Source organism: Nocardioides marmorisolisilvae, assembly GCF_031656915.1.
GTDB classification, from domain to species: Bacteria; Actinomycetota; Actinomycetes; order Propionibacteriales; family Nocardioidaceae; genus Marmoricola; species Marmoricola terrisoli.
This window is the reverse complement of sequence record NZ_CP134227.1, coordinates 1,226,882-1,252,159: the sequence shown is the minus strand read 5'-3', so window position 1 is coordinate 1,252,159 and position 25,278 is coordinate 1,226,882. Positions and strand designations below refer to the sequence as shown.

24 protein-coding genes and 1 tRNA gene are annotated in these 25,278 nt (G+C 68.8%); 13 read left to right on the top strand and 12 right to left on the bottom strand.

Going from position 1 to position 25,278, the window contains the following annotated elements:
* Window position 1: 1 nt before the first annotated feature.
* From Q9R13_RS05945 to Q9R13_RS05930, 4 genes are read left to right on the top strand one after another with little or no spacing between them, the layout of a single operon-like run.
* Window positions 2-1,117 carry a sensor histidine kinase gene (locus Q9R13_RS05945; RefSeq protein ID WP_310964149.1) on the top strand — a complete coding sequence of 372 codons (1,116 nt, stop codon included), beginning with the start codon at window positions 2-4 and terminating at the stop codon, window positions 1,115-1,117.
* Window positions 1,114-1,731: a response regulator transcription factor gene (locus tag Q9R13_RS05940; protein WP_310964148.1), complete on the top strand. Its 618-nt coding sequence runs from the start codon at window positions 1,114-1,116 to the stop codon at window positions 1,729-1,731. Before Q9R13_RS05945 ends, Q9R13_RS05940 begins: the two co-directional genes overlap by 4 nt.
* Window positions 1,732-1,763: 32 nt before the next feature.
* Window positions 1,764-3,059, top strand: coding sequence for a deoxyguanosinetriphosphate triphosphohydrolase (locus tag Q9R13_RS05935; protein WP_310964147.1), 1,296 nt, complete (start codon window positions 1,764-1,766; stop codon window positions 3,057-3,059).
* Between the two features lie 10 nt (window positions 3,060-3,069).
* A complete protein-coding gene (locus Q9R13_RS05930) occupies window positions 3,070-3,987 on the top strand; it encodes a 2-hydroxyacid dehydrogenase (RefSeq protein ID WP_310964146.1) in 918 nt (305 codons plus the stop codon).
* On the opposite strand, the gene Q9R13_RS05925 is transcribed toward Q9R13_RS05930, so the two are convergent.
* A complete protein-coding gene (locus tag Q9R13_RS05925; RefSeq protein ID WP_310964145.1) occupies window positions 3,981-4,973 on the bottom strand; it encodes a YihY/virulence factor BrkB family protein in 993 nt (330 codons plus the stop codon). The genes Q9R13_RS05930 and Q9R13_RS05925 overlap by 7 nt on opposite strands.
* 103 nt (window positions 4,974-5,076) lie before the next feature.
* Between Q9R13_RS05925 and dnaG the strand changes: the two genes are divergently transcribed.
* The 7 genes from dnaG to Q9R13_RS05890 all read left to right on the top strand — a co-directional run bounded on the left by dnaG (window position 5,077) and on the right by Q9R13_RS05890 (window position 11,078).
* Entirely contained in the window at window positions 5,077-6,930 is a 1,854-nt protein-coding gene (gene dnaG / locus Q9R13_RS05920; protein ID WP_310964144.1) for a DNA primase, read from the top strand.
* Between the two features lie 166 nt (window positions 6,931-7,096).
* Entirely contained in the window at window positions 7,097-7,456 is a 360-nt protein-coding gene (locus Q9R13_RS05915) for a hypothetical protein (RefSeq protein ID WP_310964143.1), read from the top strand.
* A 37-nt stretch (window positions 7,457-7,493) separates the two neighbouring features.
* A tRNA-Asn gene (locus tag Q9R13_RS05910) sits at window positions 7,494-7,569 on the top strand.
* Between the two features lie 150 nt (window positions 7,570-7,719).
* Window positions 7,720-8,085, top strand: a complete 366-nt coding sequence (locus Q9R13_RS05905) for a helix-turn-helix domain-containing protein (RefSeq protein WP_310964142.1) — start codon at window positions 7,720-7,722, stop codon at window positions 8,083-8,085.
* A 100-nt stretch (window positions 8,086-8,185) separates the two neighbouring features.
* Window positions 8,186-9,379: a tyrosine-type recombinase/integrase gene (locus tag Q9R13_RS05900; protein ID WP_310964141.1), complete on the top strand. Its 1,194-nt coding sequence runs from the start codon at window positions 8,186-8,188 to the stop codon at window positions 9,377-9,379.
* A gap of 260 nt (window positions 9,380-9,639) precedes the next feature.
* Complete coding sequence (locus Q9R13_RS05895) at window positions 9,640-10,908, top strand: IS256 family transposase (RefSeq protein ID WP_310964140.1); 1,269 nt, start codon at window positions 9,640-9,642, stop codon at window positions 10,906-10,908.
* Window positions 10,905-11,078, top strand: coding sequence for a hypothetical protein (locus Q9R13_RS05890; protein ID WP_310964139.1), 174 nt, complete (start codon window positions 10,905-10,907; stop codon window positions 11,076-11,078). The genes Q9R13_RS05895 and Q9R13_RS05890 overlap by 4 nt, the downstream gene beginning before the upstream one ends.
* 160 nt (window positions 11,079-11,238) lie before the next feature.
* On the opposite strand, the gene Q9R13_RS05885 is transcribed toward Q9R13_RS05890, so the two are convergent.
* The 8 genes from Q9R13_RS05885 to Q9R13_RS05850 form a co-directional block, all read right to left on the bottom strand.
* The gene (locus Q9R13_RS05885; protein ID WP_310964138.1) at window positions 11,239-12,564 is read right to left on the bottom strand and encodes a hypothetical protein; all 1,326 of its coding nucleotides are present in this window, start codon (window positions 12,562-12,564) and stop codon (window positions 11,239-11,241) included.
* Window positions 12,564-12,863, bottom strand: coding sequence for a hypothetical protein (locus Q9R13_RS05880; protein WP_310964137.1), 300 nt, complete (start codon window positions 12,861-12,863; stop codon window positions 12,564-12,566). The genes Q9R13_RS05885 and Q9R13_RS05880 overlap by 1 nt, the downstream gene beginning before the upstream one ends.
* A 164-nt stretch (window positions 12,864-13,027) precedes the next feature.
* Window positions 13,028-13,534 carry a hypothetical protein gene (locus tag Q9R13_RS05875; protein ID WP_310963899.1) on the bottom strand — a complete coding sequence of 169 codons (507 nt, stop codon included), beginning with the start codon at window positions 13,532-13,534 and terminating at the stop codon, window positions 13,028-13,030.
* A 12-nt stretch (window positions 13,535-13,546) separates the two neighbouring features.
* Entirely contained in the window at window positions 13,547-13,966 is a 420-nt protein-coding gene (locus Q9R13_RS05870) for a single-stranded DNA-binding protein (RefSeq protein ID WP_310964136.1), read from the bottom strand.
* A gap of 308 nt (window positions 13,967-14,274) precedes the next feature.
* Window positions 14,275-16,296 carry a leucine-rich repeat protein gene (locus tag Q9R13_RS05865; RefSeq protein ID WP_310964134.1) on the bottom strand — a complete coding sequence of 674 codons (2,022 nt, stop codon included), beginning with the start codon at window positions 16,294-16,296 and terminating at the stop codon, window positions 14,275-14,277.
* A 356-nt stretch (window positions 16,297-16,652) separates the two neighbouring features.
* Window positions 16,653-18,362: a type IV secretory system conjugative DNA transfer family protein gene (locus tag Q9R13_RS05860; protein ID WP_310964133.1), complete on the bottom strand. Its 1,710-nt coding sequence runs from the start codon at window positions 18,360-18,362 to the stop codon at window positions 16,653-16,655.
* Window positions 18,359-18,823 (bottom strand): hypothetical protein, encoded by a 465-nt coding sequence (locus tag Q9R13_RS05855; RefSeq protein WP_310964132.1) that lies wholly within the window; start codon window positions 18,821-18,823, stop codon window positions 18,359-18,361. The genes Q9R13_RS05860 and Q9R13_RS05855 overlap by 4 nt, the downstream gene beginning before the upstream one ends.
* Entirely contained in the window at window positions 18,820-19,254 is a 435-nt protein-coding gene (locus Q9R13_RS05850) for a hypothetical protein (RefSeq protein WP_310964131.1), read from the bottom strand. Before Q9R13_RS05850 ends, Q9R13_RS05855 begins: the two co-directional genes overlap by 4 nt.
* Before the next feature lie 190 nt (window positions 19,255-19,444).
* Between Q9R13_RS05850 and Q9R13_RS05845 the strand changes: the two genes are divergently transcribed.
* Window positions 19,445-21,271, top strand: coding sequence for a hypothetical protein (locus tag Q9R13_RS05845; RefSeq protein ID WP_310964130.1), 1,827 nt, complete (start codon window positions 19,445-19,447; stop codon window positions 21,269-21,271).
* Between the two features lie 171 nt (window positions 21,272-21,442).
* On the opposite strand, the gene Q9R13_RS05840 is transcribed toward Q9R13_RS05845, so the two are convergent.
* Both Q9R13_RS05840 and Q9R13_RS05835 read right to left on the bottom strand, forming a co-directional pair.
* A complete protein-coding gene (locus Q9R13_RS05840; RefSeq protein WP_310964129.1) occupies window positions 21,443-22,933 on the bottom strand; it encodes an ATP-binding protein in 1,491 nt (496 codons plus the stop codon).
* Window positions 22,930-23,328, bottom strand: coding sequence for a hypothetical protein (locus Q9R13_RS05835; protein WP_310964128.1), 399 nt, complete (start codon window positions 23,326-23,328; stop codon window positions 22,930-22,932). Before Q9R13_RS05835 ends, Q9R13_RS05840 begins: the two co-directional genes overlap by 4 nt.
* Before the next feature lie 540 nt (window positions 23,329-23,868).
* Here Q9R13_RS05835 and Q9R13_RS05830 point away from each other — a divergent pair.
* Window positions 23,869-24,429, top strand: coding sequence for a DUF2510 domain-containing protein (locus tag Q9R13_RS05830; RefSeq protein ID WP_310964127.1), 561 nt, complete (start codon window positions 23,869-23,871; stop codon window positions 24,427-24,429).
* A 173-nt stretch (window positions 24,430-24,602) separates the two neighbouring features.
* Here Q9R13_RS05830 and Q9R13_RS05825 read toward each other — a convergent pair whose 3' ends face one another.
* On the bottom strand, window positions 24,603-25,277 hold the full coding sequence (locus tag Q9R13_RS05825; RefSeq protein WP_310964126.1) for an integrase catalytic domain-containing protein: 675 nt from the start codon (window positions 25,275-25,277) through the stop codon (window positions 24,603-24,605).
* Between the last annotated feature and the right edge of the window lies 1 nt (window position 25,278).

Genomic DNA, 25,278 nt, shown 5'->3' with positions numbered 1-25,278 from the left:
CATGGACGAGCGCCCACGCGATCTGGACGAGATAGGTCAACGTCGCTGGGGCAGCGTGTTCGCGGCGGTCTGGCTCTTCTATCTGGCCTCCCCGCTCGAGGCGGGGTGGGACCGGCGCGAAACTGTGGCGGGCTGGGTCGGGATGGCCGCCACGGTCGCATTCGCGGCGATCTACCTGTTGATCTTCATCAGGCTGCGCCGACGGCGGGCCGTGGGCGCGCCCTTCCGGGCGTACCTGGCTCCGTGGCCGGGGGCGGGCGTGGTCCTGGTCGAGGTCGTCCTGGCCGTGGTGATGTGCGTGACGATCGGGCAGAGCGGGACGACCGCCTCGGTCTACATCGCCGTGACGGCGGTGATGTGCCTGCCGACCCGCTGGGCGTGGCTGGTGGCGGTGGTCGACGGTTTCGGCGCCTACCTGGCCTCGATCCTGGTCCCCGGCTGGGACGAGGACTCCGGCATCCTGTTCGGCACGCTCGTCGCTGCCCTCGCCATCTGGGGCATCTCGCAGGCGATCAACCGGAACATCGAGGTCCTCGCGGTCCGTGAGGAGAACGCCCAGCTCGCCCTGGAGGACGAGCGCAACCGGTTCGCCCGCGACCTGCACGACATCCTCGGCCACTCGCTGACGGTGATCACCGTCAAGGCCGAGCTGGCGAACCGGTTGTTCGAGGTGGACGCCGACCGCGCCCGCGCCGAGCTGGCGGACCTGGAGCGGCTGTCCCGTGATGCCCTGGCCGACGTACGCCGTGCCGTCGGGGGATACCGCGACCTGACGCTGCCCGGTGAGCTCGCCCGGGCCCGCAGTGCGCTGTCCGCGGCCGAGATCGAGGCGGAGCTGCCCAACTCGACCGACGACGTCCCCTCGGATCGGCGTGAGCTGTTCGCCTGGGCCGTGCGGGAGGGCATCACGAACGTCATCCGGCACAGCCGGGCTAGCCGCTGCCAGGTGCGGTTGTCCGCGGACCGGGTGGAGATCATCGACGACGGGTGCGGGTCTGCCGGTGGCACGCCGGGGCACGGACTCGTCGGGCTGCGTGAGCGCGCCGCCAAGCTCGGCGGGACCGTGCTGACCGAGAGCCGCGATTCGGGCTTCGCGCTGACCGTGGTGGTTCGGTGACCACCCGGACGATCCGGCTGCTGCTCGCCGACGACCAGGCCCTGGTCCGCGGCGCGCTGGCCGCGCTGCTCAACCTCGAGCCGGACCTCGAGGTGGTCGGAGAGGTCGGCTCGGGCGACGCGGTCGTCGACGCGGTCCGCGACAAGCGGCCCGATGTCGCGCTGCTCGATGTCGAGATGCCCGGGATGGACGGGCTCGAGGCCACTGCAGCCGTCAAGGCCGCCTTCCCGGAGGTGCGGGTGCTCATCGTCACCACCTTCGGGCGCCCGGGGTTCGTGCGCAGGGCGGTCCAGGCCGGCGCCGCGGGATTCGTCGTCAAGGACACCCCCGCTCGCCAGCTCGCCGACGCCGTACGCCGGGTGCACGCAGGGCTCCGGGTGGTCGACCCGGCGTTGGCCGCCGACTCGCTGGTGGCCGGTGAGTCCCCGCTGACCGTCCGGGAGACCGACGTTCTGCGCGCCGCCCGCGACGGTGCCTCGGTCGCGACGATCGCGGCGACGCTGTTCCTGTCCGAGGGCACCGTGCGCAACCACCTCTCCAGCGCGATCGGCAAGACCGGTGCCGCCAACCGCGCCGGGGCTGTCGCCATCGCCACGGACAACGGCTGGCTCTGACACCTGCCTCACCCGCTCGCTACGCTCCACGAGTGACCTGGGACGACCTCTACGACGACGCCGCGCGGGAGCGCATCGTCCCGGAACCGGCGAAGCGGGTGCCGGCGCCGGTGCGTACGCCGTTCGAGCGCGACCGGGCCAGAGTGGTCCACTCCGCGTCGCTGCGCCGGCTCGCCGCCAAGACTCAGGTCGTCGGTCCGCAGTCCGACGACTTCGTCCGCAACCGGCTCACCCACAGCCTCGAGGTCGCCCAGATCGCCCGGGACCTGGCGCATCCGCTGGGCTGTCACCCTGACCTCACCGAGACCGCGGCGCTCGCCCACGACCTCGGCCACCCGCCGTTCGGGCACAACGGGGAGCGTGCCCTCAACGACCTGGCTCAGGGCATCGGCGGGTTCGAGGGCAACGCCCAGACGCTCCGGATCCTCACCCGGCTGGAGGCGAAGACCGCCGACGCGGACGGCCGGTCGGTGGGGCTGAACCTCACCCGAGCGACCCTCGACGCGTGCACGAAGTACCCGTGGGCACGCGAGGACGCGCGCGAGCCCCTCGGCGTGCACACCGACGGCGTCCCGAAGACGCTGCGCAAGTTCGGCGTGTACGACGACGATCGGCCGGTGTTCGACTGGATGAGGTCAGGGGTCGACGGGCCCCGGCGCTGCGTGGAGGCCCAGGTGATGGACTTCGCCGATGACGTGGCCTACTCGGTGCACGACCTCGAGGACGGCATCGTCGCCGGCAAGATCGACCTGACCGCGCTGACCGAGCCGGCCGAGCGGGCGGCGGTGTGGCGAACGGCCCGGTCGTGGTACCTCCCGGACGGCGACGATGCAGCGCTTGACGACGCGCTGCTCCGGATGCAGCGGGTGGACGCCTGGCCGGACGCGCCGTACGACGGCAGCCGCCGGGGCCTGGCCGCTCTGAAGAATCTCACCAGCGACCTGATCGGGATCTTCTGCGGCAACGTGCAACAGGCCACCCGGGAGGCGTTCGGCGATCGGCCGCTGGTGCGCCACCGGGTCGACGTGGTCATCCCCGGGCAGACGGCGCTGCAGATCGCGGTCCTCAAGGGCATCGCCGCGCACTACGTGATGCAGGCGGCCGGCCGAGTCTCACTGATGAGCCGTCAGCGCGCCATGCTTCGCGAGCTGTTCGAGGCACTCGCGGGTGGCGCGCCGGCCGCCCTGGATCCACAGTTCCGTCGCGACTTCTCCGACGCCGACGACGACGGCGCGCGTCGTCGGGTGCTGGTGGACCAGCTCGCGTCGTTGACCGATGCCTCGGCGTTGGCCTGGCACGCCCGGTTGTGCGGGACCGAACGCCGGTAGCCTCGGGAGGGTGACCGATCCGCTCGTCTGGCTGCCGTTCCCGCCCGCGGACCTGGGCGACCCGCCGGGTGGCCTGCGCTACGAGCTGGTCAGGCCCGACCGGGGGGAGCTGCCGGAGAGCGCCGCCGAGGTCGAGCTCTTCGTTCCGGCGTACCAGCTCGGGCCGATGCCGCCGGACCTGTTTGCGCGGATGCCGCGACTGCGGGTGGTCCAGACGATGACGGCGGGGGTCGACCACCTCCGCGCATCGGTGCCGGCCGGCGTGCTGCTGTGCAACGGCCGCGGCATCCACGACACCGCCACTGCGGAGCAGGCCCTGACCCTGGTGTTGGCCTCGCTGAACCGGCTGCAGGAGTTCGGCCATGCCCAGGATCGCGGCACCTGGGAGCCGCGGTGGCGGCGCGGACTGGCCGACCGGAACGTGCTCATCGTCGGACACGGCCAGATCGGCTCCGCCATCGAGCGGCGGCTGCTGCCCTTCGAGTGCGAGGTGACCAGGGTGGCCCGCAGCGCCCGGCCCGGCGTCCACGCAGTAGCCGACCTGCCCGACCTGCTGCCCAGCGCCGACGTGGTGGTGCTGATCCTGCCCGGCACGGCGCAGACCAGGGGTCTCTTCGATGCGGCGATGCTGGCCCGGATGAAGGACGGCGCCCTGCTGGTGAACGTCGCCCGCGGCAACGTGGTGGTGAGCGCCGACCTGTGCGCCGAGCTGGAGAGCGGCCGGCTGTACGCCGCCGTCGACGTCACCGACCCGGAGCCGCTGCCGGCTGATGATCCGCTCTGGAAGGCGCCACAGCTGCTGATCACACCCCATGTCGGCGGGGCCAGCGCCGCGATGTGGCCGCGAGCGCACCGGCTGGTCCGCGAGCAGCTGGCGCGCTACGCCGCGGGCGAGCCGCTGGTCAATCAGATGACCGGCGACTACTGATCGTCGCCGCTGTCGCCATCGTTCCCGCCGCCCGGCTCGAAGCGCACGTCGATCTCTTGGAACCCCTTGGCACGCTGCGCCTTCGCCTGCCCCGCGTAGGCAGTCTGGTCGGCCCGGGTGAGCACCACGTTGTCGGTGAACGGGGTCAGCAGCGCGCGCGGCCACAGCCGTTCGGCACGCACCACGTCGACCTCCATCCCGAGCACCAGGATCACCGCCGCCAGGTAGAGGTAGCCCACCAGGCCGAGGAAGATCGCGAACACCGCGTTGGTATCGGTCGCGTGCTTGATCACCCGCTCGACGTACAAGAACCCGAAGGTCTGCAGTAGCTGGAGCAGTACGGCGGCGAGGAGCGCACCGACCCACAGCTGGGCGAGCGTCAGGTGGCGCTTCGGCGCCAGCTGGTAGGCGACCAGGAGCACCGCCATCGCGATCGCGGCTCCGCCGATGTTGGTGGCCACCTTCAGCAGCAGGGTCTGCTGGAACATGCTGCGCAGCACCACCGAGCCGATCGTCGCGACCAGCATGCCCAGGCCCGCAGTGGCGAGCAGCATCAGCGAGCGGCCGCGCGCGAGGAACGGGTTGGGTCGGCTGTTGCGCGGCACGTGCCAGATGGTGTTGCCGGCGTACTGAAGGGCCTGGGCGGCGCCCAGCCCGCCGTACACGGCCACCAGGCCGCCCGCGATCACCCCGAGGGGGCTACCGGCCAGGGCGGAGGGGGTCTTGAGCTGGCTTCCGACCACCGGGAACTGGGCGAGGGCCGAGTTCAGCAGCTGGCGCTGCAGCCCGGGGTGGCCGACCAGGATCACGCTGAGCAGCGTGGAGGCCAGCAGCAGCAGCGGGACCATGGAGACGAAGGCGTAGTACGTCATGGTCGCGGCGAGGTAGTTGCCGAAGTCATCGAAGAACTTGTAGAAGCATGCGATCGGGAAGCCGAGCACAGGGTGGCGCTGCTGGGTGCGGTCGAGCCGCTCGCTGATCGACATCCCACCTCCACGTCTCGTGCCCGATCGCGTGGAGGAGACGCTACCGGGCTGTCGCGGGCGGGACCGCTCCCGCGCCGTCGGCGCGCCCTCGTAGGATCACGTCGTGGCAGGCCGGATCAGGGACGAGGACATCGCCGAGGTGCGGGAGAAGGCGCGCATCGACGAGGTGGTCTCGTCGTACGTCACGCTGCGCAACGCCGGTGGCGGCAACCTCAAGGGCCTGTGCCCCTTCCACGACGAGAAGTCGCCCAGCTTCAACGTCACCCCGGCGCGGGGCATGTATCACTGCTTCGGCTGCCAGGCGGGCGGCGACGCGATCAAGTTCGTGATGGAGATCGACGGGCTGGGCTTCACCGAGACCGTCGAGCGGCTCGCGGAGAAGTACGGCGTGCAACTGCGCTACGAGGAGGGCGGTCCGCAACGTCCCAGCGGGGGACCGCAGCGCCCGCGACTCGTCGAGGCGCACCGCGTCGCCAGCGACTACTTCGTCGACCTGCTGGGCAGCCCCGAGGCCATGGTCGCCCGACAGTTCCTCGACCAGCGCGGGTTCGACCGCTCCGCGGCGGAGACCTTCGGGGTCGGGTTCTCCCCGCGCGGAGGAGAGGACCTGTTCAAGCATCTGAGCCAGAAGGGGTTCACCAACGCCGAGTTGGTCGCCAGCGGTCTGATCGGTGAGGGACGTGGCCTCTACGACCGGTTCCGCGGCAGGCTCATGTGGCCGATCCGGGACACCAGTGGGGACACGATCGGGTTCGGGGCTCGACGGATCTTCGACGACGACCGGATCGAGGCCAAGTACCTCAACACCCCCGAGACTGCGATCTACAAGAAGAGCCACGTGCTCTACGGCATCGACCTCGCCCGCCGGGAGATCGCCCGGTCCTCGCAAGCAGTGATCGTCGAGGGCTACACCGACGTGATGGCCTGCCATCTCTCGGGCGTGAAGACGGCGGTCGCGACCTGCGGCACCGCCTTCGGTGACGACCACGCGAGGGTGATCCGGCGACTGCTCCAGGACCACGACGAGTTCCGCGGCGAGGTGATCTTCACCTTCGACGGGGACGAAGCCGGCCACAAGGCGGCGCTGCGTGCCTTCCAGGGCGACCAGATCTTCGCGGGCCAGACCTATGTCGCGATCGAGCCGACCGGACTCGACCCCTGCGACCTGCGGTTGCAGCAGGGCGACGCCGGGGTGCGCGAACTGGTCGCGCGGCGGATTCCGCTCTACCGCTTCGTGCTCGCCAACGTGGTGCAGCGCTACGACCTCGACCGCGCCGACGGTCGCGTCGATGCGCTCCGGGAGGCTGCCAAGCTGGTCACCGCGATCCGGGACCGGTCCAAGGTCGACGCCTTCGCCCGCGAGCTCGCGGGCATGTTGGGCATCGAGCCCGACGACGCCCGGCGCGAGGTGCGCAGGGCTGCCTCCCGCGACGCCTCGCCGGTCGCTCCTCGCCCGCAGGTGAGTGGCGACCTGCCCGACCCGCGCGACCCGCGCCTGATGATCGAGCGGGAGACGCTCCAACTGGTGGTGCAGCACCCCGAGCTGGTCGGTCGGTCGATGGCCGAGGTCGACGGCGACGACTTCACTCACGCCGCCTACCGCGCCGTGTGGGGCAGCGTCGCGGGCCTGGGCGGCCCGGGGGAGACGTCCGGGCCGTCGTGGGTGGCCGCGCTGCGCAGTGCCCAGCCCGACCCGCGGCTGGCGGACCTGGTCAGCGCGCTCGCGGTCGAGCCGGTGAAGTCGCCCAAGGAGCCGACCGCCGCCTACGTGCGCCAACACGTCCATCGGCTCCGTGAGCTCACTGCGCTGCGTCGGATCGCTGACCTGAAGTCGCGGTTGCAGCGCACGAACCCGGTCGAGCAGGCGGCGGACTACAACAAGATGTTCGGCGAGCTGATCGCCCTGGAGCAACACCGCCGGCAGCTGCGTGAGCTGGCCCTCGAGGCACTCGAGTGACAGGTATCGGATGAGGCGTCGTAGCCGGCCCTCGTGGGCCATCGACCCAGGCGGGGACCGCGTGCTGGCGGCGGCTGCCTCGCGACAACCGGCAGCGTGGCTGCTTGGTACGCGTCGCCACCTCTCCGTCGTCCCTGATCCCGTCGACGGCCAGGCAGCTTCGTGGGTGTGGCCATGGGAAGACGTCCAGGCCGCTGACTGGGACCAGGACGCGGGCCGGCTCACTATCCGGGAGGTGGGCGCCTTCGGCCGGCCGCGGGTCGGGGAGGCCTACCTGCTCGAGGATGCTGGGCTGTTGCTGCAACTCGTTCGAGAGCGGGTGAGCGCCAGCGTGGTGCTCCAGCGGCAGGTGCCGATCGTCGGCCGGCGCGGCTTCCGGGTGATCGCCCGGCGCAATCCCGCAGGGGGTCCGCTGCACTGGATGCACGAGTACGACGAGGGCGTCGACCCGAACGACCCGCAGGTGGCCCGACTGGCGGAGCAGGCCCTCGACGCGGCCCGTGCCGAGGTGGGCGACTCGATTTAGACCGCAGCCCGGTCGCTTGCTAGTCTTTCCCGCGCGATCCCCTGTAGCTCAACTGGCAGAGCATTCGGCTGTTAACCGGAGGGTTGTTGGTTCGAGTCCAACCGGGGGAGCCACCGAACCCCGTCTGACCTGCACGAACAGGTCAGACGGGGTTCGCTCGTTTCGAGCGTCTACGGCCCTATTCACACTATTGGGCCACTTTTGGTGGCCGGGACGCCCCGTGGGCTCCGCCGTGGCCGGCGTCCTAGGCGTACCTACCGGGCATGGCCACCAACTCTGCCGATACCGAAGCGCCTGTGTTCACCGCCGATCTGGCGGGCTACCGACTCCTCACCTCGAACGAGGCGGCCGCGATCCTGGGGGTCCCGGTCGCCACCTTGCGCACCTGGCGATCCCGCCGACGCGGCTACGGTCCACCGGCGGTCCACCTCGGCGGCAACATCCGTTATCGCCCCCAGGACTTGTTGGGCTGGATCGACGCCCACACCGAGACCGCGAACGGCGACCCGCCGGACGGAATCGCCGCGCCCGGCAGCGGGGTCAATCCGCCTCCAGCTCGTCCCCTGACGAGACAGCGGCGCCCACGACCCGCGTCGCTCCCCTTCGACAACAACCGCATCCGCACCTGAAGCCAGCCGACGGTGAAGTCGGTGCCGGGTGCGCACAGAATTGAGCACTCACATGTCACGCGAACCCCTGCAACCAGGTGAGATTGGCAAGGTCCGCACCATGCAAATTCGCCAAGGCCTCTGGCGCGCCGACGCCTTCTATGCCGACACCGCTGGGCACAAACAGCGCGCTCGCAAGTCGGGGCGAACCGAGGCCAGCGCGCGCCGAGCAGTCGTGACCGAGATCAGCGAACGTATCGAACTCGACACCGGCGGCCTGGTGTCGGTGTGCACGCTGATCAAGGACGCCGTGGAGATCTACCTCGATCAGCGCATGGAGGATGCCCGCACCGGCATTGGCCGAGCCAGTACGCGCTCGATCAAGCAGTACCGCTCCCTGGCCCGCAACTGGATCGCGCCCGCCCTCGGCAACCTCCAGGTACGCCACCTGACCCCGGGTCGCCTCGACCGCTACTTCCGAACCGAGGTGACACCGACCCGCTATTCCGACGTCCGCAAGGCGCTACACGCGTTCGTGAAGTGGCTGATCGTCCAAGGCGCCCTTGCCCGCGACCCGCTGGCGCCCCTGCCCAGCTACCAGCGGCGCAACATCGGCCGCCGGTCCAAGGACCGTGAGATCACCGCAGCGGACGTCCGAGCGGTCCTCGCCGCCGTCGACGACTGGGCCGGAGCGGCCCGCCCGGGGCCGACGCCCTCGGCGGTGTACCGCGACCTGGTGCTGTTCATCGTCGGCACCGCGTGCAGACCCGGGGAGGCGCTGGCCGTACGCCGCCAGGACATCGACCTCGCGTACCCGGTCGGCGACGGGCTGACCAAGCCGGTGGTACACATCACCGGGACGCTGGTCTATGACCGGGACCACGGGGGGTTGTACCGGCAGCCGCACACCAAGAGCGGCGGAGCCGGAGACCGAACGGTGGTCCTGCCGCCCTTCCTGGTACGGATGCTTCGTGAGCGCCTGATGGCCACCGCGCCCGATGACTCCGGAGCCATCTTCGCCACCAGGGCCGGCGGCTGGCTCTCGCCGAACAACATCAACACCCGGTTCCGGGAGTCGATCCTCAAGGATCGCGAGGTCGGCGAGTGGTTCGAGCTCCGTCTGCTGCGTTCGGCGACGGGCACGGTCGTGGCGCAGGCGAGCGGCGCCGAGATCGCCGCCTCCCAGATGGGCAACACCCGCGAGATCGCCGAGGCCCACTACATCCACCGGAGTCGGCTGGCTCCGGACTCCTCGCGCATCATCGAGGAGGCCTGGGCGGCCGCGGTGCCCACAGCAACCGCCCGGGGTCGTTGAACCCCGGGCCGGCACGTCGAATTCTCCGCTCACAGGCGGGGGCATCCGGTGGCATTGGATGCGCGGTCGGCCGGTGCACGATCGCGTCGTGCAAGGCGGCACAGCCTGTGCGTGGGCCCAGCACAGGAGTAGTTGAGTCCCTGATAGTGGTGTAACGCGGTTGGCGTGATCGTCGCCCGGCATGTCGGCGAGACGAGAGCGCGGCCACCGCGTGATCCTTCGAGTGAACCTTCCAAAGCACTCTCGAGAGGACCATCACGATGACCGCACCACATAGTCTCAACCCTGCCCGGCTGCTGGACCAAGCGCTCTGTGACGCGTCGCCGGACTTGATGCGTCACCTGCTGACCACGGTGATCAATGCGTTGCTTTCGGCCGAGGCGGACGCGGTCTGCGGTGCCGAGTACGGCCAGGTGTCGCCGGATCGGACCAACTCGCGCAACGGTTACCGGCGGCGGGAGCTGGACACCCGGACCGGGACGATGGAGGTTGCGATCCCCAAGCTTCGCGAGGGGACGTACTTCCCCGAGTGGCTGCTCGAGCGGCGCAAGCGCGCCGAGGCCGCGCTGATCAGTGTGGTCGCGACCTGCTACCTGCTCGGGGTCTCGACCCGCCGGATGGACAAGCTGGTACAGACCCTGGGCATCACCAGCTTGTCCAAGTCTCAGGTCTCTCGGATGGCCGCCGACCTCGACGAGCAGGTCACCGCGTTCCGCACCCGCCCGCTGGGCGAATCGGGTCCGTTCGCGTTCCTGGCCGCGGACGCGTTGACGATGAAGGTCCGCGAGAACGGCAGGGTCGTCAACGCCGTGGTCTTGGTGGCGACTGGGGTCAATGCCGACGGACACCGCGAGATCCTCGGCATCAAGGTCGCCACCAGCGAGACTCACGCCGCGTGGAACACCTTCTTCGCCGACCTGGTCGCCCGCGGGCTGACCTCCGGGCCGGACGGCGTGCTGCTGGTCACCTCCGACGCCCACGCCGGGCTGGTCGAGGCGATCGCGGCCAACCTGCCCGGCGCCGCCTGGCAACGCTGCCGCACCCACTACGCCGCGAACCTGATGAGTGTGTGCCCGAAAGCCAGCTGGGGCTGGGTCAAGGCGCTGCTGCACAGCGTCTACGACCAGCCCGACGCCGAGGCGGTGCACGCCCAGTACGACCGGATCCTCGACGCGCTGGCCGACAAGCTCCCCGAGGTCCACGACCATCTCGACGCCGCCCGCGCCGACGTGCTCGCCTTCACCGCGTTCCCCAAGGAGATCTGGCGCCAGATCTGGTCCAACAACCCCAACGAGCGCCTCAACCGGGAGATCCGCCGGAGGACCGACGTGGTCGGGATCTTCCCCGACCGCGACTCGGTGATCCGACTGGTCGGAGCCGTGCTCGCCGAGCAGCACGACGAATGGGCCGAAGGCCGCCGCTACCTCGGACTCGACGTGCTCACCCGCGCCCGCGCCAGCGCCCGGGCCCAGACCAGCAAGTCGACCACCGATGGCGCCGAGCTGCCCGAGTTGGAACCAGCAGCATGAGCACCCAGCGCGAGCACGACCTCGCCAACCTCGCGGCCGGCGGCCACACCGGCTGGTGGGACGAGCACGGCCGCCCTGCGCCCTGGCCCGAGGACTTCTTCGACCCCGACACCGATTGGAGGCCCGACACCCAGCTCGTCACCCACGAATCCGACGAGCAGCCCTTCTAACCCGAACCTGAAGGATCAGCCGTTACACCACTTCAGGGGACTTGACCACAGGAGTCGGCCAGGGGTGAGCCGTTCACGGATGGTGCACACGGCCGCGATGTGGTCTCCTCGTGGGGGCGGGGCGGGACCATCCCCTCCTGGTGCTGGTCATCCGCGCGGGTCATGGGCCCGGGAGGCCGGGGTCGGTGCGTCGGCCCGCGGGGTGGTGGATCAGCGCTGAGTGCAGGGCCGAGCGGCTGCGGCCCGGTGTGGCTGGCTCGGGTTCGATGTGCGGGACCAGTCCGTGCACGGCCCTGACGAGTTCCTTGTTGGCGCTGCGGTCGATCGGGGTGAACCGTTCGCGTACGGGGGCGACCAGGCCGGCGCTGTCGGGGACCAGCCGGGGGAGCTGCACGCGCTGGAGGTAGGTCTTCTGGTCGATGCCGGTCTCGATGATCTCGGCGATGCGTTGGTCGATGCCGTTGAACAGCGTCTGGAACCCGGCGGCGACCCGTGGCTCGACGATGGTCTGGGCCGGAAGGGCCCGAAGACGCGCTGTCGCGTTCGCGGCATCGGCGACCGCGGGGCCGCCCCTACCGATCCGCCCGCCGACGTTGCGCAGCTGCTGCTTGAGCACCGAGTACGCCGCGGCGCGGGCTCGCCAGGTCTCCGCGCGGCGGGCGTCGGTTCGCTGGGCGAGGATCGCGAGCCGGCGGGAGAGGCGTTGTTGGGAGTCGACGATCAGCCGCAGGTTCATCGCGGTCGGGAACGGCCTGAGGTGGACGAGCAGGTCGTGCTCGGACTGGAGGACGCCGAGGATGCCGCGCTGCGGGCCGATGCGCAGCGCGTGGGTCCGTGGCCGCCAGCCGGTGTCGTCGACGCTGTAGTCGGGCTGCCCGAGACCGACGTCGAGCGCGGTCGCGAGGGCGGTCCAGCCGAGACGCCCCGGCTCGGTCAACCTCTCCCAGCCGGGGACGTTCAGGTACCGCTGGTCGAGGACCACGAGCGCCTGGGTGACTGCGGCGACGTCGCCGACGACAGCCTGCGCCTGGGGCCCGGTGAGCCGCAGTCCGGCGACGCCGTTGGTGTCGTGCTCGGCCAGGGCTGCGGCCCGGGCGGCGTGGCGCCAGTGTTCGACGACCTCGTTCGGGTGGGCCGTGCCGAGGAGCGCGGTGCTCGCGGGCGGTGTCCTGGACGCCTCGCGGGCACGGCCCAGGGCGCGGGCCAGCTCGCTGACCGCGGTACCGCGGTCAGCGGAGGTCCGGAACGGGTTGGCCGGCGCCGGCAGGGTGGCGCTGAACACCAGCGGCTTGGCGGCCATGACCGCCTCGGCGCACCAGCTCAGCACCGTCTGCCGGTACTGCCCGATCACGATTCCCGCGGCCTCGCGCTCTGGAACAGCGTCAGGAGCCGACGGTGGGTGCTCGCCGAGCCGGTGAAGGATCCGGTGCTGGCGCAGCAGGGCGGCGAGCTCGGTGCGCATCAGGTCGCCGGTCTCGCCGTACATCAGGCGCCGTCCAACGCGTGCGCGGCCTCAAGCCGGACCAGGAGCAGCTCGAGGTCGAGTGCGTCGACCCCGAAGAGGACCAGGGACTCGATCGCTGCGGTGGCGCCCCGATACAGGACCTCGCGATCATCGCCGAGCCCGTCGGTATCCAGGCCCGAAGACTCGTCGTCGTGGAGCCAGTCGAGCTCGATCAGGACCCTTTCGAAACACGCGGAGGCGTCGTCATCGATGGCTGCGTCGGCGAGCGCCGCCACGAACGACCTCGCCCGCGCGAGGGTCAACGCATGCTCAAGATCCATGAGCATCTCCTTCCTCCCGGTCTTGGTCGAAGGCTCCCGCCGACCCGCGCGGCCCGAGCGGTCTGGTGGCCGCAGCTGTGGACCCGGGCACGGCGCCGGGGCCTGAAGGCGCTGCGTGGACGCCCTGCGGACGCCCTGCGGACCCCCCGGGGGACGCCTGGTGGTCACCCGCGGAGTTCATCTCGCGCGATCTCCTCGACACGCGGTCGCCGCGAGACGTCCTCGTGCACGAACGTGGTGAAGTCCGCCGCACGATCGACGATCTCGACCTCGCCGGCTACGACAGCGGCGGCTTCGCCCGGCCAGGTCGTCTGCCGCGTCGGCCGGTCACGGTCCAGGCGGGTCCCGCAGTTTGCCACCCACTCCCGCAGGCGCTGGCGGCACTCGGCGAACTCCCGCATCCACCCAACCGGCGCCGAGGGCGAGGCGGATTGGTCGTAGCAGGCGAGGAAGTGGGTGTGTAGCGCGGACAGCTCCCAGATCAGCTCGTCGTGGCGATGCCAGTACGGCGGCACGATCGCCGGCGGCAGACCGAAGGTGTTCTTCAGCCAGGTCACGAACCCGTCCAGGTCGCGCCACTCGGCGACTGCGGTCGGAGCGTCGAGAAGGTTCCAGTCGATCGGCCCCGGCGGCAGGTCACGCTCGGCGCCGAACGATGACTCGTGGGCCACGACGCCGCCTGTTCAGAGGCCGATGGCCGTGTTCGACGATCGCTGAGCGGGCGGAGCTGGTGCCGGCGCGAGCCGGCGGCGCTGGACCTCGTAGGCCGTATTGTTGACGTTGTGGCCGATCTTGCGGGCGACGAACTCCTCCTTGATCACGCTCGCCTCGCCGGGGTGTTCGACTTCGTATTCGTGGACGTAGCCACTGGCAACGAAGGAGTCGCCCTTGCGGAACCGGGCGTACGTCTCCCGGGCCGTGCTCTCGAAGGCGACCATGTCGTGGAAGGTCGGGTCGAGCTTCGTGAAGTCGCCGTCGACCTCCCGGCGCCACTGCTCGACGCCGACACGGAGACGGCAGCACTCGGCGCCGTCCTTGGTGAAGTGCAGCTCCGGCGCTGATGCGACGAACCCGACCAGGCTCATCTGGGTGGGGATGGACACGTTGACTCCCGGACTCGCCGCGGCTTCCCGGTGAAGCCGCTCTCGGGACCCAGGTGCACACAACGCCCCAATGTCCTGCGCCGCTCGGACGCAATCGCGGCCTCGGATCGACGCATCCTGGCGGCCGACGGCACGCTCAGAGGGTCGCCGCGCCCTGCGATGAGGCGCTGCACCGGAGTGAAGGCACGATCCGGCTCTCTCAGGTCGTGCCAAGGAATGCGACCCACGTCATCCGTGCTCGCGGCCGACATGGGCCTCTCGACGGTGGTGACCCAGGGGTGTTGGTGCGTTGGTTGCGGTTCGGCTGTTTAGCGGGGACCTGTGACTCTGTCGGCCACCGGGGTTGTCTTCTTGGATGTTGCGGTTGCTGGGGTGTACGTGGGGCTCGAGGCGGTGATGGTGACGGTGATCCGGGTGCCTGCTTGGGGGTTGCGGAGTTTGAAGGTTTGCCGTGTTGCTCCGTGGATGGGTTGGCCGTCGGCGTTCCACTGGTAGGTCAGGTGCGCGTCGGCCGGGTCGAGGTGGGGTCCGGCATCGGCGGTCAGGGTCTGACCTGCCTGGGCGATTCCGGTGATCGTCGGGGTGAGGTTGTCGACGGTGTCCGGGGTGAAGGTCAGGGCGACGTTGAGGGTGGCGTCGTCGCCGGTGCCGTTGTGGGCGGTCAGCACTACCTGGTAGGTGCCGGCGGTGCCTGGGCCGGGGGTGCCGGCGATCGTGTGGGTTGCCGGGTCGAGGCTCACGCCGTCGGGGAGGGTGTCGCCGCTGATGGTGACGGTGGGGGCGGGGAATCCGGTGACGGTGTAGGAGTAGGTGAATGGGTCGCCGACCTTGCCGGTTGCGGCCGACTCACCGGTCAGCTTCGGGGGCGAGTTGACGGTCAGGGTCGCGGACGTGGTGGTGGCGTTGCCGGCGCTGTTGGTGAACGTGGCTCGGTAGGTGTTGCCGTTCATCGCTGCGGTGACGTCGGTCAACGTCAGCGTCGCGTTGGTGCCGGTGGGGTCGGGTATGTCGGTGTAGCCGGATCCGTCGCCGGTGTTGACCTGCCACTGCACGGTCGGTGTCGGGATTCCCGAGGCTGCCGCGGTGAATGTCGCCGTGTCACCGGCATTGACCGTCGCATCCGATGGGCTCTTCGTCATCGACGGTGTCACGGCAATCACCTGGGTGTTGTAGCCCTGCCAGGTCGGGGTGGTGAACCCCTGGGACGTGTTGGCGGCGTCGAAGGCGTAGTGGTAGTAGACGATCAGACCCCGTACCGTGCCCAACGAGGCGTCTATCCCGGCGGGCGTGATGGACGTGGGAGCGGGAGCCGCCCCCTCAAAGGTCACACTCAACAGGCCGGTGTTGCCGCCGAAGGCGTATTGCCCGATGAAGGTGACCGAGCCGGGGATGGTCACCGACGTCAACTGGTTGTAGGCGAAGGCGCTGAACGCGATGGTGGTGACCGAGTCGGGGATGGTCACCGACGTCAACTGGTTGGAGGCGAAGGCGCCGTACTCGATGGTGGTGACCGTGTCGGGGATGGTCACCGACGTCAACTGGTCGCCGTAGAAGGCCTCGGTCGCAATGGTGGTGACCGAGTATGACTGCGTGCCGCAGGTGATAGTGGCCGGTATCGCAACGGCACCGCCGGCCCCGGTGTAATCGGTTGCCGTCGCACCCGCAGCCACGTCGGCAGGGTCCACCGTGTAGCTGATGTTGCCGACCGTGCACGACGTCTCGAGGTCCTTGGTGTTGTAGCCCTGCCAGGTCGGGGTGGTGAACCCCTGGGACGTGTTGGCGGCGTCGAAGGCGTAGTGGTAGTAGACGATCAGACCCCGTACCGTGCCCAACGAGGCGTCTATCCCGGCGGGCGTGATGGACGTGGGAGCGGGAGCCGCCCCCTCAAAGGTCACACTCAACAGGCCGGTGTTGCCGCCGAAGGCGTATTGCCCGATGAAGGTGACCGAGCCGGGGATGGTCACCGACGTCAACTGGTTGTAGGCGAAGGCGCTGAACGCGATGGTGGTGACCGAGTCGGGGATGGTCACCGACGTCAACTGGTTGGAGGCGAAGGCGCCGTACTCGATGGTGGTGACCGTGTCGGGGATGGTCACCGACGTCAACTGGTCGCCGTAGAAGGCCTCGGTCGCAATGGTGGTGACCGAGTATGACTGCGTGCCGCAGGTGATAGTGGCCGGTATCGCAACGGCACCGCCGGCCCCGGTGTAATCGGTTGCCGTCGCACCCGCAGCCACGTCGGCAGGGTCCACCGTGTAGCTGATGTTGCCGACCGTGCACGACGTCGTCGCGGCGGCGGCTGGTGAACTGGTGAGCAGCAGCAGTGGCACCGTCAACAAGACTGCTGTGGCAGACGCCAGCAAAGCCTGGGCAGCACGTGGGCGAAGGGTCCAGATCATGCGCATGGCTGTGCCTCGTCTCTACGACCCACGAACGATTACGAACACTATGGGTGCAGAAATGCGGCGGCCGCAGCCGAATGCAGACACCGCCCGGCGCATGCGCGAGCGTGGATACCGCCGGAGTGTCCCCAAGACGAGTCCGGGTGCCGATTTCGGTGAGGGAGCGTCAACCGGAGCAGTTGAGGCCAAGTGCCACGCCGTGCCGTCCGACTAGGGAGGAGGGTGGAGGCTGCTGCCCAGTGGGCGGACCGCCGCTGGGTGTGCGTGGGCGCGATTCCCGAGTCTCAGTGGTCGGTCCAAGGCCGGAGGGTCGTGATGATCGGTGGTGCGCTCCTGAGGAGCACCAGGCCTGTGCCGAAGGGCAGTGTGCGGATCCGCTCGGGTGGCATGATCGGCACCCGGCGGGTCGAGCGTTGAAGCGATCGTGAGCCGTAGTCGCCGACCGTGACTGCGTCCGAGAGTTCGTCGCGTTCGCCGATCAACACGGAAAGGTCCTGAAGATCGCGCGAGGCAGATGCGCCACCGAGGATGACCTTAACGATGGAGGCATCCCAGATCGCGCTGGCTGCGTGGGTGCTCCACTTGCTCCGCGCCTGGGACAGGGACTGAAGGACCGGCATCGTGGTGATGCCGGTGCCTCCACCTTCGGCCATCAGGACCGGCAGCGAGGGCAGTGGCGAGAGGTTGCCGATCTCGTCGAGTGCCAGCAGCAGCGGCGGGTCCATCCGCGCGCCGGGTGATGCCGCGGCGAGGTGGCGGGCGGTCTCGGCGAGGTCCTCGATGAGGGCGGCGACCAGCGACCAGGAGGCGCCTGCGCCCGCGCCGGTGGCGAGCAGGTAGAGGGTGCCGTTGTTGGTGAGGAATTCGCGGGGGTCGAACTCTTCGCCGGCCTCTGGGGTGACTGCGTCGAGGACGCGGGGGTCGGCCAGGCAGGCGAGCGCCTCTGCGACGGCCATCCAGATGGAATCGCGGGTACGCGGATCGGAGTTGATCATCGCCTCGAGCGAGTCGCCCCAACCCTTCGCTGCCTCGCAATGGCTCGACAGGATGCCGACCGCATCGGTTGCTGCGGCCGGTGCGAGCGACCACTCGAAGAGCGTCCTGGTCGTGAGCTTCTCCAACGCCGCAGCGTGAAGGAGTGCTTGGAGGGCGGCTCGAGTCTTGCCCTCCCAGAAACTGCCTGAGTCCACACCGCCCGCGGACAGGCCGGTCGAGGCGGCGAGGCCGTTGGCACGGATCATCGCGGTGAGCGGGTCGTCGCAGCCGCGGACGAGCGACCAGCGCCGGCCGGCTGGGACGTCGAGCTCGGCGGCGAGTCTTTGCGGGTCGAAGACTGCGACCGGTCCGCGCGCCTTGCGGGCTCGGAGGGTGGCGGTGATGTTGTCCGGACGGGTCGAGGTGGTCACCACCGAGCCGGGGGCGTGGAGGATCGCGTTGATGACCAAATGCAGCCCTTTGCCTGACCGCGGCGGCCCGACGATGAGGATGGAGTCCTCGACCGACGCCCAGATCTCCTCGCCGCAGGCGTGCCCGAGCAGGTACCCGAGGTCCGCGGGACTCGGGTCGGGCAGCGATGGCCGCAAGGCTCGTCCGCGGCGTAGCAGCGCGCGCCTCGAGGCGACTGGTGCGATGTCGGCTCGCGTCGCGATGCCGATGATCCGGTGCGGATCGTGGGCAGCCCGGTGGCGGGCGCGCTGGACCAGGTGCCAGGCGACGAGTGCCAGCGTCGTTGCGGCAACCAAGACCACCGCGACGACGCTCCAGTAGAGGACCGCGGACATCCCCGGTGCCGCGAGCGCTGCGGCCGGATCACCGGGTTGGGTGAGAACGCCGAAGCCCGCAGCGACACGTGACCGCGGATGCGAGCTGCCCTCCAGTTCGGTGGCGATCGATCCTGCTCCGCGAAGTGTCGCCGCAACGACGAACGCCGCACCTATCGCGACCAATGCGAAGTTGACCAGGCTGTCGTCGACGCGGTGTACGCGGCCGTTCATGACGGTGCCTCGACCGGCGCGACGATCTGCGAGGTGAGCCCGAGGAGGACCAGCCCACCGCGGGTCGCTGCCATGAGCGCGGGCGGCAGGTTGATCGATGCGCAGCCGTCGGGGTCGGCCCGGCGCCGGGCGATGACGTACGCGAGGGCGACCTCCTCGCCGGGCTTGAACCCGGTGCCGGCAAGCGCGGAGCGGCGCCGGTTGGATGGAGCCTCGTCGCGGGCGGGTGCTGCAGGATCTGGGGGAGTCGCGATATCGGCGTACGTCGTTCCGTCGGATTCGCGGACCTCGACGCGAACCGCGGTGTCGATGTCGGTGGTGATCTCGTTGAGGACGTCGCGGAGATCGGCTCGGCCGAGCGGTCGGTCGTCGGCGTACGGCCGGCCGTCGAGGTCGACGGTCAGGGTTCCGTCGGTGTCGATGTCGACGTGGACGGTGCTGAGGACGACGGGCGTCTTCATAGTCCGAGCACCGCCTGGTTGCGTCGTAGGCCGGTGCTGATCGGCGCCGCGCGGTGGCTAAGGCCCTCGTGGTCGAGTCCCGGCGGGTTGCCGTCGCCGATCTTCTGGGTCTCGAGCTTGTCGAGGACGCCGAGTGCGGTGCTCCGGACGCGCTCCGCGGTCGACTGGACGACCTCGATCGGGCTCTTGCCGGGAACGCTTGCGGCCCAGGTGGAGACGTACGGGACGGTGTACGCCGAGGTGTCCAGGCCGTGGGCGGCGCCGACCATCAGTGCGACCGACTCGGCTTCGACCTCCGCGACACCGCGGTGCAGCGTCGCGTCGGCGGCGAACTCGACAGACAACTCGTTCTCCGGCGGCGCGTGCAGCAGGACGTGGCCGAGTTCCTTACTGCAGCAGAACCGTCGGCGGATCGCCTCGTTTCGCGTCATGCCCATCAGGTGTGCGAGTCAGACCGCTGGTGCGGTGCAGGGTGGCCGGCGGTCGGGGGGTGACGGACGCATCCACCGGAACCCGGACCCACCGCCCGACAAGATCTGGTTAGATGCGCCCAGACTCGGGGGAACACTGACTAGCTGCGGTGGGGTCGGCTGGTCGCGAGTCAGGTAGGAGTTTCGCTACATGCGAACCCGTTTCGTTGTCACGCTCGTAGGAGCGCTTACCGCTGCCTGGATCATGGCCTTCGGCGTGGTGGCACCCGCCAGCGCCGCGACTGCCACCGTGTCCATCTCGACACCGTCAAGAATCTTCCTGGGCGACAGCGTCGTTGCGAAGGGTGCGACGTCGACCTCGTTCAAGCGCAAGGTCATCCTCCAGCGTCGCAGCTCGACGGGATGGCACAACATCGATACCGGATACACAGATTCGCGGCGGACGTACCGGCTGAACGACCCCGTTGCATCACGCGTTGGCAAGTACCGCATCTTTCTCCCCGCGGCCAGGCACAACGGTCATCGGTACACCGTGATCAAGTCGACCACGCGGAGGGTCGGCGTGTACAACCAACTGGCGGCGGGGCAGAGACTCACTGCGAATCGCGGAATCCGATCAGCCAGCGGTGCGTACAGGCTCATCCAGCAGGGCGACGGAAATCTGGTCGTCTACAAGGGATCCGACGCTGTTTGGTCGGCGCGGACCAACGGCGCAGGACGCTGGTCAGTAATGCAGCGCGACGGAAACTTTGTCGTGTACGCAGGCCCAACAACCGCCGCGACCGCAGTGTGGTCGTCGTCAACGCAGGGCGCGGCCGGCTCGCGACTGGTCATGCAGGACGACGGCAACCTCGTCGTCTACAGCGCGGGCGGCGTCGCCATGTGGTCTGCAGGAACAGGCCATACCGGAGCCTCGCAAAGCTCTATCCAAAGCAACGGAGCTGTGAATCGGCTGCGGAGTGGGCAGTCGCTCATCTCCCGGAACGGCGCTTACCGGGCTGTCATGCAGGGCGACGGCAACTTTGTGGTCTACAACTCCTCCGGCCAGGCTCAGTGGTCGTCCGGCACGGCAGGGTCGTCTGGTGCCTCCCTTGTAAATCAGAACGACGGCAACCTGGTGGTCTACTCTGCGGCCGGTGTCGCCAAGTGGTCGTCCTCAACAGCACCGGGCGCCAAGACCGTTTTGGTAATGCAGGACGACGGGAACCTCGTCCTCTACAGCCAAGGTGGCCTCGCTCTGTGGTCCTCAAAGGGCGGCAGGACTGGGTACCTTCAAGACACGGTTCCGGCAGGCGGTCGCCTCACGGTGGGTCAGCGGATCGTCAGCCGAAACGACAAGTACTTCGTCGTCATGCAGGGCGACGGGAACCTCGTCAAGTACACGAGCACGGGCACCTCTCAATGGTCCTCGGCCACCGCAGGAACAGGCGCAGACCGTGTCGTCATGCAAGGCGACGGCAACCTGGTCGTATACGCCGGTGGCACCGCGAAATGGAGCTCGGCAACATCGGGCTCGGACGCGCGCCTCGTCATCCAGGACGATGGGAACCTCGTGGTCTACGTGGGCGCTACGGCGCTGTGGGATGCCTTCAGTAACGGCGCGCCCGGCGGGCCAGCGGCAGGCGGAATCGGCAGCTTCAAAGCATGGGCACTCGACTCGGCACACTGGAACAGCTCCACCGACGCTGGCAACCGTGGTATCGACTCCGACGGATGGTACGGCGCGCAATGCGCAGACCTCGGCATCGCGTGGTCCAAGCAAGCGGGCCGACCAGTCGGATTCGATGGATGGGACACAAGCACCAAGAGCAAGCCCGGATGGCATTACGTCTCCGGCAACCTCTCGGCAGCCCGACCTGGTGATGTCATAACGCGAGTGAAGGGGATCCAGCACGTCGTCGTCGTGATTGGCTCACCGAGCGCCGGGTCAATCCAGGTCCTTCAACAAAATCCTGGGTCACCAGCTGTTGCGACCTATTCGACGACGACCAGTGGCGTCATCTGGCGACTCAACTAGGGGGCGAAGCTGGATCCCCGCGACACGGCCCTGGTGGGAATCGTCACGGCCTTCCGTCAGTCGCTTGCGGGACCGTCGCACCCTCATCCAAGGGGGTGCGGGAACATGGGCATGCCGAGGTTGTCTAATGGAATTTCGCGTGAATATTAACGGTTTCGGCGCAAACTTCCATTAGACAGCCGCCGCGCGAGCCGACGTATCGAAGAGTTCGAGCTCGGCCGGATGCATCTGATGCTGTACCACGAAGGATCGATTCTTGATCCGCCACAGCCCCTGTCCTGTACCGAGCGTCGGGATCAGCGCCTGCTCGGTGCCGGTCAGGCCGAGCGCGGCCGAGGTGAGGCCGAGCTGGTCGGATTCTTGGCGGTAGACGATCCGGGTCTCGGCGTTCGCCAGCAGGGACGACGCGAGGGCACGCATCGCCGAGCCCGAGTCGCCGACGTTGTCGAGGTCGGAGAGCTTGTGGAAGATCAGCATGTTCGCGATCCCGTAATGCCGCGCGAGCCGCCAGTGGGCGTCCATCCGCCGCAGAAGCGCGGGATGAGACATGAGGCGCCAAGCCTCGTCGTAGACAACCCACCTCGGGCTGCCGGTGGGATCAATCAGTGCGGACTCCATCCACGCGGACGCGCAGGTCATCAGTACCGAGATGAGGGTCGCGTTCTCAGCAACGCGGGAAAGGTCGAGGGAGATCATCGGCAGGCTCGCGTCGAACGGCACCGTCGACGGGCCGTCGAAGAGCCCGGCAAGGTCGCCCGCTACGAGGCGGCGCAGGGCATGGCCGACGACGCGGCCGTCCTCGGTGAGTCGGCCGTCATGGTCGTCGGTGGGGCTGGGGGCGAGAAGCCGATCGACGACCATCGGGAGGACGGGTACGTCGGCGCCGCGAACCGTCACGTCCAGGGCAAGGTCGACCGCGGTGTGCTCCAGCGGGGTGAGCCGCCGGTCGAGCACCGTTTCGGCGAGGGCACCGATCAGATCCCTACGCCGCGACGTGACCTGGCTGGCCCATTGGACGTCATCGAGCCCTACTGGACGGTGGCCCTCGTCGAGCGGGTTGAGCCGGTTGGCCATCCCATGGCCGAGCAGGACCGCCTTGCCGCCGACGGCTTCGGCCACCGGCGTGTGCTCGCCCTTGGGGTCGCCGGGCACGTAGACGCGGCGGCCGAACGGGATGGAGCGCGTGTAGAGGCTCTTGGCGAGGCTGGACTTGCCGGCGCCGACGATGCCCGCGAGCACGAGGTTCGGTGCGGTGATCAGTCCGCGAGAGTAGAGGACCCAGGGGTCGTAGACGAACGACGATCCGGAGTAGAGGTCCTGGCCGACGAACACGCCCTCGGCGCCGAGGCCCCCTTCGGCGAGGAACGGGTAGGCACCCGCAAGGGTGGCTGAGGTGTCCTGGTGGCGGGGGAGCCGGAACCTGCCCGGCGTACGTAGCGCTGCCGGACCGGGTTCGCCGGCTCGGGGAAGCGTGACCGTGGAGCGCCGCTCGGCCGCGAGGTCCTCGGCCCTCTGCTTCGCGGCGGCCCTTCGTGCTCCGCGGTCCTCGGCGATCAGCGCGCGGGCGGATGCCTTCCGGAGCCGACGGTCAGATCGCTTCTCGCGGCCGGGGGCGACGAGCACGCTCGAGTAGAGCCGGTGCTCCTCGTACCGGTTGTTCACAGCGACAGGCCGTGCTCGCGCCGGACGGTGGGCACCGGTTCGGGCGGGAGGTGGACGTCGTAGGTGATCGCAGCTTCGATCTGGTGCGCGTGGTCGACGGTCGCTGCGACCTGGTTGACCATCTCCGAAGCGCGGTGGAGCTCCCACGAGACCTGGTACGCCGCCGCACGACCAGGTCGGCCGATCGGCGCAGGTCGGTTGCTTGCGGACATGCGGTCGTGGGTCTCGCCCAGCTGGTGCAGCACCTGGGCCATGGATCTGAGCGCGGCGCTGAGCGAGCCGATGGCGCTGTAGATCGCGGTCGGGTCCTCGACGTTGCGCGTCGCATGCGCGAGGCCGCGCATGGCCTCACTGACTTCGGCCGCGTCCGCGATCGGATCGTTGAAGGTGGGCATCGCGACCTCCTCGGCGATTCAGTGGTCATCAAGGAGGTGCGTGTCCGGCTCCGTCGTGTCGACCGAGCATCACGCGATCGTCAACCTACGCTTGGGGGATGGCTGATCTGACCGAGCCGTGCCCGAATTGCGGCACGTTGATGCGCTGGGAGACGTCCCACGAGCGCTGCGACGGCTGCGGGTACATCCGTCCGTGCTGCGAAGGCGCTCCCTGTAACTGACGGCGTCGCTCCTTGGGAGCGTTCAGTTGCGAACGAGATCGATGACCGCCGTAGTAGCCGCTCGATCGCTGGCGTCCTACTCGGGCGGCCCCGGGGGCCCGTCGCACGGTGCGATCGACCCCGGCGCGGGACGCGTGCCCATTGTCGACTTCCTCGCGCTCCGGCAACGCGTAAACGGTGCGTGCTCGGTCCACGCCTGAAGGATCGGCCAACTCTCGTTTCACGCCTCCGCCGGTGACTCAAGCAAACACCGCATCGCTTTCCGGAGGCGTGGACAGAGTTGCATTTTCTCACCGCCAGTTGACCTATCGTTTGCCGCATGAGTAGTGCACCTGCGGGGTGGTATCCCGACCCGACCGATGATGGTCAGGATCTGCGCTATTGGGACGGCGAAGCGTGGACCGACCACAGGAAGCCCGCGGACGATGCTGCAGTCGCCAGTAGCGCGGTAGCCACGACCAATCCACGGGAGCGGAAGAGGTTCGCCAAGGAGCAGGCCCGTGCGTCCAAGGCTGAAGAGCAGCGCCGCAACGCATACCTCCTCACCCCTGTCGGCCAAGCCGAAGCCGCTGCCCAGCGGGGCGACCGGTTCTTCCAAGTCGAGATCGCACACTCGACGCTGTCGGGTTACAGCAGCGACTTCTTTCTTGCCCCTGGTTTCGACCAGGCGAAGACCACGCGACACGGTGCCGCACCGGACCTTCTTGGCAAGATCGAAGCGTTCGGCTGGCGGCTCGAGCATGCAACCTGGCTGTTCATTGAGTCGGGCTCGTCGAGTCGGGAGAAGGTCCTCTCGTCAGGCGAGCGGACAACCGTGACTGGCCGAGTGGTCGGGATCTACCTGTTCCGGGCTGTCGATGCTAACGGCGCGGCCCACTGAGCATATTCAGCCGACCCAGAGGATCGTCGGCACTAATGAGGCGTCGTGAGCGGCGCCTCGCAAGCTCGACATATACCGGCTACGCATGCTCGTCCTCGGGGGACTCGACGAGGTCTGCGACCGGAGTGCATCAAGTCAAGGTGCCCGTGAAGCGCTCCCCCCGGTGACTCATGTCAAGATGCGCGCGTAGCTGGTTTCGTTGACTCATGACCGGATGCGCGCGTGAGGTCGGGCTTTCTGAGGGCTGCCGCCTTGCTGGTGGTCAGGGTCAGCAGCTTGACTGTGAGGGCCTGGATCTGGCGTTGGATCGCGGCGGGGTTCAGGTTGGCGTAGAAGTCGGCAAGGATGGTCTTGTCCTCGGCGACGACGGCCTCGTGTCGCTCGGCGCGCCGGTGTGGGGTCGTCGCCTTGTCGTACTTCTTGGTCACTTTCGCGCCGTCGCGGACCTTGGAGATCAACTTCTGCTGGGCGCCGAAGAAGTTCGTCATCTGTGACTGCAGGACCCAGATCTCGTTCAGTAGAGCCAGTTCCGCGTTGGTGTCGTAGCGGTGGTAGCCGACCACGGTCCGTACGATCGCCCAGTTCTTCTGCTCCACGTGGGCGCCGTCGTTGGAGTTGCCGGGCCGCGACCGGGTGAAGGTGATCTTGCGTCGCTCACACCAGTCGAGCAGGTGGTGATTGATGAACTCCGATCCGTTGTCCGAATCGACCCCGATCACCGGGAACGGCATGATCGAAGAGATTTCCTCCAACGCCGCGATCACCCATTTGCGGGCCTTGTTGGGCACGCTGCGGTTCTCGGTCCATCCGGTGGCGATGTCGGTGACGGTGAGGGCCCGGTGACTCATG